At 41.9% G+C, this 15,171-nt stretch carries 14 protein-coding genes; 9 read left to right on the top strand and 5 right to left on the bottom strand.

Annotated features, from left to right (window positions below; genetic code table 11):
- Nucleotides 1-512: 512 nt before the first annotated feature.
- On the bottom strand, nucleotides 513-1,343 hold the full coding sequence (locus ACM0OW_RS18895) for a DUF2887 domain-containing protein (RefSeq protein ID WP_414551693.1): 831 nt from the start codon (nucleotides 1,341-1,343) through the stop codon (nucleotides 513-515).
- A 311-nt stretch (nucleotides 1,344-1,654) separates the two neighbouring features.
- Between ACM0OW_RS18895 and gap the strand changes: the two genes are divergently transcribed.
- The gene (gap, locus tag ACM0OW_RS18890) at nucleotides 1,655-2,671 is read left to right on the top strand and encodes a type I glyceraldehyde-3-phosphate dehydrogenase (protein ID WP_414551692.1); all 1,017 of its coding nucleotides are present in this window, start codon (nucleotides 1,655-1,657) and stop codon (nucleotides 2,669-2,671) included.
- Nucleotides 2,672-2,946: 275 nt separating this feature from the next.
- A complete protein-coding gene (locus ACM0OW_RS18885) occupies nucleotides 2,947-3,951 on the top strand; it encodes a transaldolase (protein ID WP_414551691.1) in 1,005 nt (334 codons plus the stop codon).
- 161 nt (nucleotides 3,952-4,112) lie between these two features.
- Here the strand turns inward: ACM0OW_RS18885 and ACM0OW_RS18880 are convergent, their stop codons facing one another.
- Complete coding sequence (locus ACM0OW_RS18880) at nucleotides 4,113-4,454, bottom strand: hypothetical protein (RefSeq protein WP_414551690.1); 342 nt, start codon at nucleotides 4,452-4,454, stop codon at nucleotides 4,113-4,115.
- Between the two features lie 135 nt (nucleotides 4,455-4,589).
- Between ACM0OW_RS18880 and ACM0OW_RS18875 the strand changes: the two genes are divergently transcribed.
- Complete coding sequence (locus ACM0OW_RS18875; RefSeq protein ID WP_414551689.1) at nucleotides 4,590-5,813, top strand: acetate kinase; 1,224 nt, start codon at nucleotides 4,590-4,592, stop codon at nucleotides 5,811-5,813.
- 148 nt (nucleotides 5,814-5,961) lie between these two features.
- Here the strand turns inward: ACM0OW_RS18875 and atpC are convergent, their stop codons facing one another.
- Both atpC and atpD read right to left on the bottom strand, forming a co-directional pair.
- Complete coding sequence (gene atpC / locus ACM0OW_RS18870; RefSeq protein WP_414551688.1) at nucleotides 5,962-6,375, bottom strand: ATP synthase F1 subunit epsilon; 414 nt, start codon at nucleotides 6,373-6,375, stop codon at nucleotides 5,962-5,964.
- Nucleotides 6,376-6,481: 106 nt separating this feature from the next.
- Nucleotides 6,482-7,930: a F0F1 ATP synthase subunit beta gene (gene atpD / locus ACM0OW_RS18865; protein ID WP_414551687.1), complete on the bottom strand. Its 1,449-nt coding sequence runs from the start codon at nucleotides 7,928-7,930 to the stop codon at nucleotides 6,482-6,484.
- Nucleotides 7,931-8,316: 386 nt separating this feature from the next.
- Here atpD and ACM0OW_RS18860 point away from each other — a divergent pair, with 386 nt between their 5' ends.
- From ACM0OW_RS18860 to ACM0OW_RS18850, 3 genes are all read left to right on the top strand, one after another.
- Entirely contained in the window at nucleotides 8,317-8,889 is a 573-nt protein-coding gene (locus ACM0OW_RS18860) for a TetR/AcrR family transcriptional regulator (protein WP_414551686.1), read from the top strand.
- Between the two features lie 162 nt (nucleotides 8,890-9,051).
- Nucleotides 9,052-9,891, top strand: a complete 840-nt coding sequence (locus ACM0OW_RS18855; protein WP_414551685.1) for an alpha/beta fold hydrolase — start codon at nucleotides 9,052-9,054, stop codon at nucleotides 9,889-9,891.
- Nucleotides 9,892-9,972: 81 nt separating this feature from the next.
- Nucleotides 9,973-10,179 carry a glycogen debranching protein gene (locus tag ACM0OW_RS18850; protein ID WP_414551684.1) on the top strand — a complete coding sequence of 69 codons (207 nt, stop codon included), beginning with the start codon at nucleotides 9,973-9,975 and terminating at the stop codon, nucleotides 10,177-10,179.
- An 84-nt stretch (nucleotides 10,180-10,263) separates the two neighbouring features.
- On the opposite strand, the gene ACM0OW_RS18845 is transcribed toward ACM0OW_RS18850, so the two are convergent.
- A complete protein-coding gene (locus tag ACM0OW_RS18845; RefSeq protein ID WP_414551683.1) occupies nucleotides 10,264-11,757 on the bottom strand; it encodes an aldehyde dehydrogenase family protein in 1,494 nt (497 codons plus the stop codon).
- A 970-nt stretch (nucleotides 11,758-12,727) separates the two neighbouring features.
- Here ACM0OW_RS18845 and ACM0OW_RS18840 point away from each other — a divergent pair.
- The 3 genes from ACM0OW_RS18840 (at nucleotide 12,728) to ACM0OW_RS18830 (ending at nucleotide 15,144) form a co-directional block, all read left to right on the top strand.
- Nucleotides 12,728-13,276 (top strand): methylmalonic aciduria and homocystinuria type D protein, encoded by a 549-nt coding sequence (locus ACM0OW_RS18840; RefSeq protein ID WP_414551682.1) that lies wholly within the window; start codon nucleotides 12,728-12,730, stop codon nucleotides 13,274-13,276.
- 30 nt (nucleotides 13,277-13,306) lie between these two features.
- Nucleotides 13,307-14,293 carry a heme-dependent oxidative N-demethylase family protein gene (locus ACM0OW_RS18835; RefSeq protein WP_414551681.1) on the top strand — a complete coding sequence of 329 codons (987 nt, stop codon included), beginning with the start codon at nucleotides 13,307-13,309 and terminating at the stop codon, nucleotides 14,291-14,293.
- 434 nt (nucleotides 14,294-14,727) lie between these two features.
- Entirely contained in the window at nucleotides 14,728-15,144 is a 417-nt protein-coding gene (locus ACM0OW_RS18830) for a CBS domain-containing protein (protein ID WP_414551680.1), read from the top strand.
- The last annotated feature ends 27 nt before the right edge of the window (nucleotides 15,145-15,171 follow it).

Here is a 15,171-nt window from a genome sequence, read left to right as displayed (position 1 = left end):
CAAGAAGCAGACAAAAAAGATACACCTGCCTCACTAGTTAAATCAGAAGATACCCAGCGACTACCAGAATCCAATTCAACAGACAGTTCTCAATTACCCTACCGTCCAGCTTCCGGGCGTTCAATTCTGAGACACGCCAGAACCTGGGAAGGCGATGATTTTCAAGAGTGTCTTCAGTTGGTTTACGCTACCCGTGGTAAAGCCAAATCCGATTATCAATAGCAAAAACGATCGCACAACTCTAACTTACACCAAGTACGATCGCCTGAATTAGCGGTATTATATTACAGAAGTTTTCTATATCACCTGTCGCAAGGGTTCAGGGATAAAATCAGCATCTGAGTTGAAGGATTTGAAATATTTATGGCGATCGCCTCCGGCGGGGCTTTGCCCATCGCACTCTCAAATACTGGATAATTAATCTTATTAGATTAACACGCGATCGCCGGAGGTGGGGCTTTGCCAATCGCTTGTCTCAAAATCCACAGTCAAATTTGTTGAATTTGTGTAAACTAATTAATTCGCGTTTCTAACCAAGATTGCAAGTCAGTCAAGCTGGTAAAATCTAATATTGCTTCGCTCAAATCTTCAAGCACAGGCAAAGGTAAACCAGAAATTGACGCGCGCATTTCACCAGGTATTTCTCCAAAACGCTTAGTTAGCAGTCGGATAATTAAATTAACTGTTGCCTCTTCCTTAATTTCTCGGTAAACTCTCGTTTCCTTGAGTGTAATTCCTAGCATAGACTCTACCTCGATTCGGCTCAACTTTTCAAACTTGTACACCATGATCGTGGTGATCATTTCTATTATGGCGCGACTTGATGCTAATGGTGCTTCTTCACGGGTTCTAGCTAACAAATACCTCGCTTCTTCTGGTGCTTGTTCATCTTCTAATGTAGTCAGTATCATCAGCGCTACCCATAGAGGTAATTGGCGAATATTTCCCAATTCATCTAAATACACTCGATGTACTTGGCTTCCTTCCAGTAGTGTTCGATAAGGATAAATATCACTTTGTTCGGTACTACGAGAGGGATAAATTATCACTGTTTGCCAGTCGCTGTACCTAGCACGGGTGCGGTAAAAGTAAAGTAGAGATTCTGCAAATACTCGTTCATAAAGCTGTTCATCTTTTTGGAACTGCACCTCACAAAAGTATACAACTCCAGCACCTTCACTTTCCGGTGGCAGAAACACCCCATCAATTTCAAATTTGGGTTCTTTAACAGCTACGGAATCAAATCGATAGGCATCCGCATTTGTGGGCGCAGTTGTCAATAGCTTAAATAACAGCGTGGGCGATTGTTGGAATAATTTGTAAAAAATCGAATCTCGTCGCATGGAAAATTATACTTTATTTATGAAAGTGGCTTTACTTCATCTCAAGCAAACCATTGAGCGCCAAAAATTTAATCGTAATTAATGTTACCAATTTAACGTGCGATCGCTTGTCTCAAAATTCACAGTCAAATTTGTTAACATCCTGTGTATAGCCCTACACCGCCTACGCTCACAGAATGCAGAAACCTTAAAAGATGTCAAGTAAATATGCCTTAGCTAGTTAAAACTGTCAGGATCAAAAAGTAAAGAGTAAAAGTCATCTTCTTTTATCTTTCACCTTTTGTTCAACTCCCACAACAGGAGGTTTAATCTTGACTAAACTAAAAGTTGGTATCAATGGCTTCGGTCGAATTGGGCGACTTGTGCTACGCGCTGGCATCAATAACCCTAATATCGAGTTTGTCGGGATTAATGACCTCGTACCGCCAGATAACTTAGCTTATCTATTTAAGTACGATTCTACTCACGGTCAGCTCAGAAGTAAAGTTGAAGCCAAGCCTGATGGTATCCTCATTGATGGGCATTTTATCCCTTGTATGTCGGTGAGAAATCCGGCTGAGTTACCTTGGGGCAAATTAGGTGCAGATTATGTTGTGGAATCAACAGGACTGTTCACCGATTATGATGGGGCGGCAAAACACCTGCAAGCTGGTGCAAGGCGAGTCATAATTTCTGCTCCCACAAAAGAGCCTGATAAAGTGCAGACTTTGTTAATGGGTGTGAATCATCAGCTATTTGACCCAGCCAAAGATTTGATTGTCTCTAATGCTAGTTGTACCACAAACTGTCTCGCTCCCATCGCCAAGGTCATTAATGATAACTTCGGACTGACCGAAGGGTTGATGACCACTGTTCACGCCATGACTGCAACTCAGCCAACTGTAGATGGCCCCAGCAAGAAAGACTGGCGGGGTGGACGAGGTGCAGCCCAAAATATTATTCCTTCTTCCACGGGGGCAGCAAAAGCGGTAGCATTAGTTTTGCCAGAATTAAAAGGTAAGTTAACTGGTATGGCTTTCCGGGTTCCTACTCCCGACGTTTCTGTGGTTGATTTAACTTTTAAAACTGCTAAGGCTACCAGTTATCAGGAAATTTGCGCGGCGATGAAGCAAGCTGCTGAAGGTCCGCTAGCGGGGATATTGGGCTATACAGACGAAGCAGTGGTTTCTACTGATTTTCAGGGTGATACTCATTCGAGTATTTTTGATGCTGGTGCTGGAATTGAGTTGAATTCCAATTTCTTTAAGGTTGTCGCTTGGTATGACAACGAGTGGGGTTACTCAAACCGGGTGCTGGATTTAATGTTGTCGATGTCCGCAAAAGAATAACTTAACTCACTGGTGCTTGATGGGAGACGCGATAAATCGCGTCTCTACATGAGAAATGGCTAAGTTGGGAACAACCGATTTAATTAAAGTGCATTCCATTGGACAGCCAATTTTGCCATAACGCACCTAAAATAGGGCTGTGGTTAATTTTAGCTAGCCAATGTGGGCAATGTTTAAGAAAAGTTGCCAAAATCGGAATTCTGAGGAACAGTCAAGAGTGTAAACAAGTAAGGAATTAAGTACGTCCGAAACCAGCACAACTCACGGAGAAAAATATGTCTAAAACTTTACTAGAACAATTACGCCAAATGACCGTTGTGGTGGCGGATACAGGTGATATCAAGGCGATTGAGAAGTTTACACCCCAAGATGCTACTACCAATCCTTCTCTGATTACTGCGGCTGCACAGATGCCGGAATATCAGGAAATTGTTGATCAAACTTTACTCCAAGCGAAGAAAGATGCTGGTGCTGCTGCTAGCCAAGCAGATATCGTGACTTTGGCTTTTGACCGTTTAGCAGTGGCTTTCGGGTTGAAGATTTTACAAATTATTCCTGGTCGTGTTTCTACAGAAGTAGATGCTCGTTTGTCTTTTGATACTGAAGCTACTGTGACCAAAGGCAGAGAATTGATTGCTCAGTACAAGGCGGCTGGTGTCGATCGCGATCGCGTGCTAATTAAAATTGCCACCACTTGGGAAGGCATTCGCGCTGCGGAAATTCTTGAGAAAGAAGGTATTCATTGTAACTTAACATTGTTGTTTGGTCTTCACCAAGCGATCGCCTGTGCAGAAGCCGGCGTTACCTTAATTTCTCCCTTTGTCGGTCGGATTCTCGACTGGTACAAAAAAGATACTGGACGCGATAGCTATCCAGCCGCCGAAGATCCTGGTGTATTATCTGTCACCACAGTTTACAACTACTACAAGAAATTCGGACATAAAACCGAAGTTATGGGAGCTAGCTTCCGCAACATTGGCGAAATTACCGAACTGGCTGGTTGTGACCTGCTGACCATTTCTCCCGGACTATTAGCTGAATTGCAAGCAACTCAGGGAGAATTGCCACGCAAACTTGATCCTGCTAAAGTAGCAAACATGGAAATCAAAAAGATATCCATTGATAAAGCTACCTATGACAAGATGCACGCTGCTGACCGCATGGCATCTGACAAACTAGCAGAAGGTATTGATGGCTTTACCAAAGCATTAGTTGCTCTAGAAAAACTATTAGCAGAGCGACTAGCGAAACTTGAAAGTGAAGCGATCGCCAGCCGTTAAGGCACTATTTGAGCAGTATTAAAGGTTGAGTAAATCCTCAACCTGCTCATCTCATCCCCTATTTTGTGCGTGCTTTATCAGTTATCAGTTATCAGTTAAGAGACATAATGGGGTTTAAGTCCCCCACCTTATGCCTTGATAACTGATAACTGTTCACTGATTTAATATCTTCGCCAATCATACATTAATCTACCATGACGATCGCGCACTTTATGCCACCGTCCACGACGATAGTATGGCCCACGATAATTAATACGTTGATATCTTCTTCGGTTGTAATGCCCTCTGTGATTACGTCTTCTACGATTATAGTGGCGGTGTCTGGTGCGTCTGCGGCGATAGTGTCGCCGATGATGGTGCGCTAGCAAAACTTCGGGGCTGGTATTGGTATCTACCTCTACTAAATTTGCCTCTAGTTCTACATTCTGCTGCTGAAGAACATTATCTACATTACTATCTTTAGCTTCAGCCATAGCAGGCGGATAGATGAAGGCAAATAGCAAGATTGTAATTGAATATAGCTTGTGGAATCTTTTCACTTTTTGCCCTTCTTCAATTAGCGGTACTTAGTTTATTTAATAGCTGAAAATTAGCAACCATATAGTTAACATTTCACAAACGTCAAACAGGTAAATGTAATGAAAGTATTAGTTCTAAATGCTGGATCTAGTAGCCAAAAAAGTTGTTTGTATGAAATTGCAGATAATTGTTTACCAACGGTCGCACCCCAGCCGCTATGGTCAGGAAAAGTTAACTGGACTCAAGACCGGGGTGTGGCAGAAATTGAAGTGAAAACATCTACGGGTGAAACGCTGCAAGAATCAATTTATGGCGACTCGCGACGCGCACACGTTGCTTATATGCTCTACACCCTGACTCGTGGTGCTACTAAGGTAATCGAACATCTTTCAGAAATCGATATGGTGGGGCATCGTGTAGTACATGGTGGTCAGGAATACAGAAAAAGTGTGGTAATCACCGAAGAGGTGAAACAGACAATTGCCAAATTATCTAGTCTAGCTCCAGCACACAATCCAGCTGCTTTAGAAGGGATAGAAGCCATTGAGCAAAGCTTGGGAGATGTCACCCAAGTAGCAGTGTTTGATACTGGATTTCATGCCACTCTCCCGGATGCCGCAGCCATCTATCCTGGCCCTTATGAGTGGGTAGAGGAAGGTATTCGCCGTTATGGTTTTCATGGTATTAGTCATCAATATTGCTCAAATCGTGCGGCTCAAATCCTCGACCGAGATTTAGCATCCTTGCGTTTAATTACCTGTCATTTGGGGAATGGTTGCTCGTTAGCAGCGATTAAAAATGGACGCAGTATTGATACTACTATGGGATTCACTCCCCTGGATGGGTTGATGATGGGTAGCCGTTCCGGTTCCGTTGACCCAGGAATATTAATTTATTTATTGCGCCAATCGAATTACTCTGCGGAAAGGCTAGACTATGTATTAAATAAAGGTTCTGGCTTACGAGGAATTTCGGGTGTATCCAGCGACTTACCCCAGGTGATTGCGGCGATCGCCCAAGGTAATTATCGCGCTCAACTAGCTTGGGATATGTATGTGCATCACTTACGGTCTGGGATTGGTTCCATGTTAGCCAGTTTGGGCGGATTAGATGCTTTAGTATTCACCGCAGGTATAGGGGAAAAATCCCCAGGAATACGCCAAGCAGCCTGTGAAGCCTTTAGCTTTTTAGGATTAAAAATTGACCCATCCAAAAATCAGCAACAGCCGATTGATCAAGATATAGCCACAGCTAACTCATCTGTGCGGGTATTAGTAATTCGGACTCAAGAAGACTGGGCGATCGCGCAACAATGTTGGCAATTGGCAATTCGTAATTCGTAATATTTCCTATGGCTAACGCCACGCTGCGCTATCGGAAACGCTACGCGAACGTAATTCGTAATTAAGAGGTATCAAGTTTACTCAGCATTTTTAAAACAATAGGGTAAGCTTTCAGCTCACCCTATTAAATTGAGATGCAAGTAAAATTTTAGACAGCACCGCCAGCCGCTTGGAAGCGAGCGCGGGCGCGTTTAAAGGCTTGGGTAGCCTGAATTTGGGCTTGCTTTTCTCCTGGGGTCACTTGATTTAGCCGTGTTTGCGCTTCGTTGTAAGCCGCACGAGCATCTTCAAGTTTAATCGCGTCGCCACGTTCAGCACCATTCACTAGAATGGTCACTTCATCTTCTTCAACTTCAGCAAAGCCACCCCATAAAGCGATCGCTTGCCAATCTTCGTTTTTGCTAGCACGGACGCGCATCACACCTGTATCTAAAGCTGTCAACATCGGTGCGTGTCCACTAAGGATACCTAACTGACCTGTAGTGCTAGGTAGAACTACTTCTTCAGCTACAGCATCCCATACTGTTTTATCTGGGGAAACTACACGAACGGTTAGAGTCATTTTTCAGTTGTCAGTTGTCAGTTATCAGTTATCGGTCATTGAATTATCAATGAACAGTTATCACTTTTTTTCTGAATCACTGTTCACTGATAACTGTTCACTGAGCCTATCCTTTCATCTTCTCAGCTTTAGCGATCGCTTCGTTAATGTCGCCCACCAAGTAAAAAGCTTGCTCTGGTAAAGCATCTAATTCACCAGACAGAATCATTTTAAAGCCCTTGATGGTGTCTTCCAATTTCACATACTTACCAGGAGAACCGGTAAATACTTCTGCTACGAAGAACGGTTGAGACAAGAAGCGTTCAACCTTCCGCGCCCGTGCTACGATCAAACGGTCTTCTTCAGACAATTCATCTAGACCGAGAATGGCGATAATGTCCTGAAGTTCTTTGTAACGTTGCAGAGTTGACTGTACAGCACGAGCAGTACTGTAGTGATCATCACCAACAATTTCTGGCTGCAACATGGTGGAGGTAGAACCTAGTGGGTCAACTGCGGGATAAATACCCTTAGAAGCCAAACCACGAGATAATACTGTGGTTCCATCCAAGTGAGCAAAGGTAGTTGCAGGTGCGGGGTCAGTTAAGTCATCCGCAGGTACATATACCGCTTGAATCGAGGTGATGGAACCCTCTGTAGTCGAGGTAATCCGTTCTTGTAACGCACCTACGTCGGTTCCTAGTGTAGGCTGATATCCTACTGCTGAAGGCATCCGTCCCAATAGCGCTGATACTTCAGAACCTGCTTGGACAAACCGGAAGATGTTGTCAACAAACAGCAATACGTCCTGCTTACTTACATCACGGAAGTACTCAGCCATAGTCAAGCCTGACAGACCAACCCGCATTCTGGCTCCGGGTGGCTCGTTCATTTGACCATAAACTAGGGCAATTTTGGAATCGTTGAGGTTATCTTTGTTAATTACCCCAGATTCCATCATTTCGTTGTAAAGGTCATTACCTTCACGGGTGCGCTCACCCACGCCAGCAAATACTGACACACCACCATGTTGTGTAGCGATGTTGTTAATCAATTCCATCATGATGACGGTTTTACCAACACCAGCACCGCCAAATAGACCAATTTTACCACCGCGTCGATAGGGGGTGAGAAGGTCAACAACTTTAATCCCAGTTTCAAACACTGAAGGTTTGGTTTCTAGGTCAGTGAATTTGGGAGAAGGGCGGTGAATGGGTAAGGTTTGTTCCGCATTCACAGGGCCGCGATTGTCTACGGGTTCGCCTAGAACGTTGAAAATCCGTCCCAAGGTAACTTTACCAACTGGGACGCTGATGGGAGCGCCTGTATCAACAACTTCCAGACCACGGATTAAGCCGTCAGTGGTACTCATCGCCACAGTTCGCACTTGGTTGTCACCCAGCAACTGCTGTACTTCAACGGTGAGTTTGATTTCTTGTCCGGCTTCGTTGGTACCTTTGATAGTTAAGGCGTTGTAGATTTGGGGTAGTTTTCCACCGGCAAATTTAACGTCTACAACTGGGCCAATGATTTGGGTGATGTAGCCAATGTTGGTTTTTTCTGCTGTTGTTACCATGCTGCGCCTAATATTTGTAGGAAGATTTCAGATAGGGTCTGGGAAGACATAAGATTATGCAATTTGACATACCTCCTCGTCCCAAAGTCCGAGGATTCCTTGACGCTTCTTCGGGTTGATGCTCCCAAGATAGTCTGACTATCCCTCCACGTCCGTTTAAAGTCTCCCAATGCCATAAGGCGACTATATTCCGATTTTACCAGAAAGCCGTAGAAGGACTGGGCTTGTATCCCGTTATTCTCGGTCATCTTACACTCTAGCACCGGAGGGGTACACAACTCCTTTAGTAATTCCTTAAAAAAGGGACTGGGGAATAGGGAATAGGGAACTGGTATTCCAGTAAACCTTGTGATATATTAAAAATATCGATTGTTCGATATAAAAATATGCCAAAAATAGTTGACCATGAGCAATACCGTAAAGAACTTCTGAGCAAGTGCTTTGATTTATTTGCCCAAAAAGGTTACGGTGCGCTCACCATGAGACAAATTGCTGAGAGTTTAAATGTTTCTACTGGTACGCTATATCATTATTTTCCTAGCAAACAGGTTTTGTTTGAGCAATTAGTCGAGGAGATAAGTCAGCAAGATATCAGTTCAGCATTGGCGGAAATCAAAGGAGTAGAAACACTTTCAGAAACAATGACTGCGATGGGAAAATATTTAGTTAAAAATCAAGATTACTTTATTAATCAAACTTATATCTTGGTTGATTTTTATCAGCATCACGACAAAGAAACAATAGCCAATAGTCCGGTATTTCAAAGTGTAAAACAAAGGTATCAGCAAGCAGTTTATGATTTTTTAGGAATTCCAGATCCAGTATTAGCTTCCTTTGTTTTGAGCTTTATCGATGGGTTGATTTTAGCAAAACTTTGGGGTGTTCAAACAATTGACTTGCGTGAACAATGTGAATTACTAGGTAAAATGCTCACCAGCTATTTACAAGAAAAATCATGATATATAGGACTCCTATTTGATTTATGAAACACACCCTACATATACTTAGATTTCTTCAATAATCAAATCGGATTGATATAGTTAATTTCTCCATCAGATAAAAGCTTTACTTCTTTATGTCTAAATATAGCAACAGCAATTCTTTTTTAGTCAGAGGTTATCATGCTGACAAATATACCGCCAGACCAATACATTAAAATCGGTGACATCAATACTCGCTACTGGAAATTAGGAGACAAAGGAAAAACTATTATCTTGCTTCATTGTGCTGGGGGTTCTGTAGAATTCTGGTTATATAACATTCATATTTTAGCGCAACATCACCGTGTATATGCTGTGGATATGGTGGGTTCTGGTCTTTCTGATAAACCATCAGCTTCTTATTCCTTAACCTACCAAGCCGAATTTATCAAAAACTTCATGGATACCCTAAATATTGAACGAGCCACCCTAGCGGGAAACTCAATGGGAGGTGCTGCTGCTATCCAGTTTACCTTAATGTTTCCACAGCAAGTAGAAAAGTTAATACTTATAGGCAGTTTTGGGCTAGGTAAAGAAATTATCCTGAGACTTCGTTTAGCAACTTTACCCTTTGCTTTGCATTTTTTCCGTCCTAACCCCCAGATGATTGGGTCAATATTAACAGTGGATGTTTATGATTCGACACTAATTCCACAAGAATGGAATAAAATTCGTTATCCAATTATGATGATTCCTCATAGAGACAAAGCATTGGCTCAATTAGCACGGACAAATTTAAACTTATTTGGTGTGCGGCGGGCAATTTTTTCAGCCATAGTTAAGCAACTTGCAACTATTACAGCGCCAGCACTAATTATTTGGGGTAAACAAGACCGTATTCTGCCTGTTTCTCATGCTTATGTTGCAGCTGAAGCTTTACTGAATAATCGATTACACATTTTCGATTCTTGTGGTCATTATCCCCATCTTGAATGTCCCCAAGAATTCAATGCTACGGTTTTAGAATTCCTAGCTGAATAAGAACTTGTTAAATCCTCACCCTTAGTAGTATCCTAAAATTACAATGTCAGCGTTCATTGTTTAAATTTAGAGGATATATCGATGAAAATTTGGGTAAATGAGCAAATAGATCCTTCTGGGATGATTTATGCCTGTATTGCTTGTTGTGATGAGTTACAAGCCCAAGATTGTCATGAGTCCTTTCAAGGAAATTTAACCGCTAGTCAAAAGTCATCCGGTTGGATAGCACAATTGCGGATAGTTAGTTCTTGGGATGAAGTACCGGTGAATGCGCTCAAACTTGATTAATTATAGCAACCTCCAAGGAGGTTACGAAATTAGGAAATTGCTGATTTCTCAAAGCCACTTGGGTTGTACTCAACAGATATCCTTTTATTCTGCCAATTTGATGTGAACTGATTTCGTTTCCAAATACTCTTCTAAACCTTGGTGTCCTACTTCTCGACCAATACCACTTTGTTTATAGCCACCATAAGGCATACATGGTTCCAGTCCAGAAGCGTGGTAAGTATTAACCCAGACAGTACCAGCCCGGATTCCCTTAGCTACCGAAAGAGCGATATCAATATTTTTTGTCCACACGGCTGCTGTTAAGCCATACATCGTATTATTAGCTATTTGCAGGGCTTCGTCTTCATCCTTAAAAGTTATCACAGACAAGACAGGGCCAAAGATTTCTTCTTGGGCAATTACCATTTCATTAGAGACACTATCAAAAATAGTGGGTTGGATAAATAATCCTTGTTCAAAACCCTCAACTTGATAGCGTTCACTTCCACCAATGAGCAATTTTGCTCCTTCACTTTGTCCAGTTTTAATGTAGCTTTGAATTCTCTGAAATTGCCGCTCGTTAATTACTGGCCCCATCGTGGTTGTTTCATCGTTTGGGTTGCCTAATTTCAGAGTTTTGGTTGCAGGTATTAATTGGTGCATAAATTCATCTTTAATTGATTCATGCAACAGCAAACGAGAACCAGCTTGGCAAACCTGACCACTGTTAAGATAAATTCCAAATAATGCCCCACTTACAGCTTGTGCTAAATCAGCATCTGGAAAGACAATATTTGGACTTTTGCCTCCCAATTCTAAACTAATTCGTTTTAGAGTTGGTGCAGCTTTTGCCATGATTTGTTTACCAACAGCAGTTGAACCAGTAAAGGCAATTTTGTCAACTAAAGGTGACTCAACTAAACATTCTCCCACAATAGGTCCATCACCTGTGACAATATTAACTACACCTTCAGGTAAACCAGCTTCGGCAAGAATTTCTGCTAGGATAAAAGTATTAGAAGGAGTAAATTCACTGGGTTTAATTACCATTGTGCAACCAGCAGCTATGGCAGGGGCTATTTTCCAAGAAACTAGTAATAAAGGAAAATTCCACGGTGTAATAATGCCAATTACACCCACAGGTTCATACATTGTTAAACCAATGGCATTATTGACATATTGAGTAGTGGATTCACCATGAATATTGAGCGCTAAAGCTGCAAAATAATCATATACGTCAGCAGCAATTTGTACTTCACCAAAACAAATGCCAATGGGTCTGCCTACTTCTTCACAAAGTGTCTGGGCAATCTCTGGAGCTTTGGCTCTGAGTAAATCTGCTGTTTTCCGTAAGATATCGTGGCGAATGCGGGCAGGAGATTTTGACCAGCTATTACTGTCAAATGTCTGTCTGGCAACTTGAATTGCTTGCTCTGTATCTATTTTATTACTCCAAGGTATTTGAACTATTCCTTTTCCAGTTAATGGACTTTTCCGTTCATAAGTTTCTCCAGAATTTGCAGAAACCCATTTACCATTAATAAAGTTTTGATAGCTACGCATATTAGTTGTTGTGTTTCCTTGTTCTGTTAACATGATTTTAGCGTGGCGCATCCCCAATTTCACGGGTGCGATGGATTATTGAGTGTGATATATAGCGGTTATCAGTTAAGTAAGATACAAGAACCCCACCCCCAACCCCCTCCCCGCAAGCGAGGCTACGGTGTACACACAAGCCTGAAAATCCTACCTAACGCTTGGTTTCGTTGTCTAGTTCTAAGCTATAGGATCTATCCCGAACGCCTGTCATTGCGTTCGCGTAGCGTCTCGCAGAGAGGAGGAACGACGTAAAGCCTTCGGCATAGCTAGAGCCTCCGGCACGCTAACGCGAACGCTTACCGCGTAGCGTGTCGCCTTGCGACTCAGCAATCGCATAGTCCCGTGGTTTTTGCGATTACTTCACTCCGCTATCGCTCCGTATGGCTAACGCCACGCTCCGCGAACGTAATGACAGTTAAAAGGGTCTAGAAACCTTGAAACCCTTGCAGATACTACTTGTGTGTACACCGTAGGCAAGCGAGGAGGGGGCTATGATGTATTTTATGTGCAGTACATACCGCTATATCTGTTCGTTAACCCTTAGCACCTAGTATTGGAAGCACATCTGTCGTAGGGGCGCAAGGCCTTGCGCCCCTACCGTGTGGTCTATTTACCTGAAAATACCTGTAAAAATCCTATTTTTTCATTAGTCCACGGAGGTGGACTTTGCTTATTTTGGCTGTCCTTGGTGTTTAGCAGGTATCTCTGACCTCTCCACAATAAATTTTGGGATAATAATGCGCCTTAAATTTTTTGCTGTTGATTCAGTAAAACTCAGTAGTTATAGTAGCGCAATAACTAAGTATGTGTTAATAAAGCATAAATATTAATTGGAAAAAATCACGATTCCTACACAAAAACTTTTAAGAAACCTCACATTTTAGGGAAACTTGATGATATTTAGGAACTTTTAAGGGTTATTATCATACAAAGAGTTCAATGTAAAACTTGCAAAAGCCGAATTAATATGGTGAACTATTCCCCAGTTTACACTTCGGAGCAAGGCTGTCCTATTAATTTGGTTGGCGAAACAGGACAAGCGGTGCAAATTTCCATTCATTCCCCCAGTCAGTATATCTGTGCCAACTGCGAACGGATATTACCAGATTGGAAAAATCAACCTGGTTTCTGGGTTGTAATTGTTTTACAGCAGTCACTTTATCCACTCGTAAAAAGTACGCCAGAAATCGAAATGGAGAAAGAACGCCTGCGGGAAAAGTTTATGCGGTTTGGCTTTGACTTAGCATTTCAATTGCGGGATATCGGCTATTTAACAGACTTAATTGATCCTCGCACTGGCTATCCTTTACTTTCTCATCCGGGGGAAATTCCCCACAATGACACCGCAGTTGTGAAAGCCTTACTCAACTATCCAGTGCTTAAAAATAAATGTCGTGTGTTGGTTCATCCTCTCTGGGGTGCAGCAGTTTATCCCAGTGTTTTAATATCAGCAGCACCGCCAAGAATTATCGAAACTTTCACCAAAGATATTGCACCTTTACACGCATGGCATTAACAGTTTACAGTCAACAGTTAACAGTTAACAGTGAAACCTGATAATCGTCCAGCTTGTTATTTCCCCTTGAGCAATGGACGCTATGAAGTCAAGCCGGGAATGATGCCTTTTGGCTGCTGCTTGGGTAATGGTGAAGCTGATCAACAGGTGTTCCAAATTGATGATCATTTTACCCATTACCGCCAAAATAAAATTTTAGCTCGTGGGGAAAGTTTGAGTAAATATTATCAGACCTGCAACTATTCTCAGGCTGTAGCAGGTGCGATCGCTTGTTTAATAATTGAACGTCTCACTCAAGAACACCCGCAATATTTTGACTGTCAAAAAATAGCCAACACGCTCAAATTCCATAGCCGACTAACTCAAGAAACTCTGTATTTAAATGCAGATTGGCAATTACAGCAAGTCCAAGGTAGTTCAGTTATTCCCCCTTACGCCTCAACCCTGGATGCTTTAGCCGCACAAATCCAAGAAGATATTACAGTGATTTCTCGTTCTGAGGATGGTAGTAATTGGTTAAGTGCTGTGCATTTGTGCTACCCTAATCATTGGTCAGCCGAGGCCAAAATTGGTAAAAACTTCGCAGCGATTCATGCACCTGTCGCCGGAATGGAAAAAATCAATCTACGGGGAAATGCGATTGTGAATACAATGATTGAGCAAACACCAATGGTGCGTTTTGCTTGGGGTTTGAGTACCGATACCCGTCTGAATCATCATCCTCAACCGCCGTTTGGTGTATCAGTCAATCAATGGCAAGGTAGAAGTTTTGACCCGCAACATCCCCAACTTTACCTGCGAATTGAGAGACAAGTGATTTGGGGACTACCGAAGTATGAAGCGGCACTGTTTACCATTCGGACTTATTTTAAAGATTGTGGCGTGATTAAACAAGACCCAGTGATGCGGTCTAAATTGTGTGCTGCAATTGAGTCTATGACATCGCCATCACTTATATATAAAGGCTTATTAGAAAGCAAAGCTAGTATTTTGCAGTGGCTCGAAGAGATGTCATAAGTACAAAGGCAATTTTAGTTAAATTTTTCCGATTTTTTCTATCTTTCCTTATATATGCAACATTCAAATAATCACTTAATAAAAGTTTATGTAAATCTACACAAAATATATAACCACATCATTATGATCGGAACAGAAACAACCATATAATTACCGAATTATCTCCAAAAAAAATAATTTAAATAGTAAATACCTTGAAGTTTAGCCTGTAACTCAGTAGACATTTCCGATAAAGACTTTAGCAACGTTTTATGGAACCTCTCTACAAGGGTTTAAGAAAAAGCATATTTAAATTCGGTCAATTTCTAGTGAATAATTAGAATTTTTCTAACATTGAGAAAATATCGCAAGTATGACAACCGCCAAGACGGTTAGGAGATGACAAAACTCTCAAACCAATTCACAGCAAGCTTTTGAATTTTTATTTTTGCTATATGAACCTTATACCAGGAATTGAACCCTTAGCTAATTGTGTGTCTCTGGAATTGCCTACTCTCAAGAATATCATTTATTGTTTCCCTTTAACTGTGACATCTGATACTCGTGTAATTGATGCGATCGCCTTAATGAGTCAAGCACGAGACAGTAATCAGGATTTACCTACAACGCAGGAAAGAGCTAGTTATGTTTTGGTAGTTGAGCAAGAAAAACTAGTAGGGATTTTTACAGAGTGGGATGTAGCTAGGCTCACGGCTACAGGTGTGGACTTATCTGAGATGACCATCGCGGAAGTCATGATCCACCCAGTGATTACTATTCAGCAATCTCAGGCTGAGGATATGCTCACAGTGCTGTCCATCTTGCATCAAAATCGCATTCGCCATCGGGAGCAACGCGATTTTGTGAGATGACCCTACTTGAAGAGCGATCGCCAATAA

This window comes from Anabaena sp. CCY 0017, assembly GCF_963920885.1.
GTDB lineage: Bacteria > Cyanobacteriota > Cyanobacteriia > Cyanobacteriales > Nostocaceae > Nodularia.
Note: the sequence above shows the minus strand (reverse complement) of the source record. Positions and strands in the feature narration are given on the sequence as shown.

What these genes read in the sequence shown, in the direction of transcription:
- atpD (WP_414551687.1), bottom strand. Translation starts at nt 7,930, where the DNA reads ATGGTAACAACAGCAGAAAAAACCAACATTGGCTACATCACCCAAATC.
- ACM0OW_RS18840 (WP_414551682.1), top strand. Translation starts at nt 12,728, where the DNA reads ATGGTGAACTATTCCCCAGTTTACACTTCGGAGCAAGGCTGTCCTATT.
- ACM0OW_RS18855 (WP_414551685.1), top strand. Translation starts at nt 9,052, where the DNA reads ATGCTGACAAATATACCGCCAGACCAATACATTAAAATCGGTGACATC.
- ACM0OW_RS18885 (WP_414551691.1), top strand. Translation starts at nt 2,947, where the DNA reads ATGTCTAAAACTTTACTAGAACAATTACGCCAAATGACCGTTGTGGTG.
- ACM0OW_RS18845 (WP_414551683.1), bottom strand. Translation starts at nt 11,757, where the DNA reads ATGTTAACAGAACAAGGAAACACAACAACTAATATGCGTAGCTATCAA.
- atpC (WP_414551688.1), bottom strand. Translation starts at nt 6,375, where the DNA reads ATGACTCTAACCGTTCGTGTAGTTTCCCCAGATAAAACAGTATGGGAT.
- ACM0OW_RS18850 (WP_414551684.1), top strand. Translation starts at nt 9,973, where the DNA reads ATGAAAATTTGGGTAAATGAGCAAATAGATCCTTCTGGGATGATTTAT.
- ACM0OW_RS18875 (WP_414551689.1), top strand. Translation starts at nt 4,590, where the DNA reads ATGAAAGTATTAGTTCTAAATGCTGGATCTAGTAGCCAAAAAAGTTGT.
- ACM0OW_RS18860 (WP_414551686.1), top strand. Translation starts at nt 8,317, where the DNA reads ATGCCAAAAATAGTTGACCATGAGCAATACCGTAAAGAACTTCTGAGC.
- ACM0OW_RS18830 (WP_414551680.1), top strand. Translation starts at nt 14,728, where the DNA reads ATGAACCTTATACCAGGAATTGAACCCTTAGCTAATTGTGTGTCTCTG.
- ACM0OW_RS18895 (WP_414551693.1), bottom strand. Translation starts at nt 1,343, where the DNA reads ATGCGACGAGATTCGATTTTTTACAAATTATTCCAACAATCGCCCACG.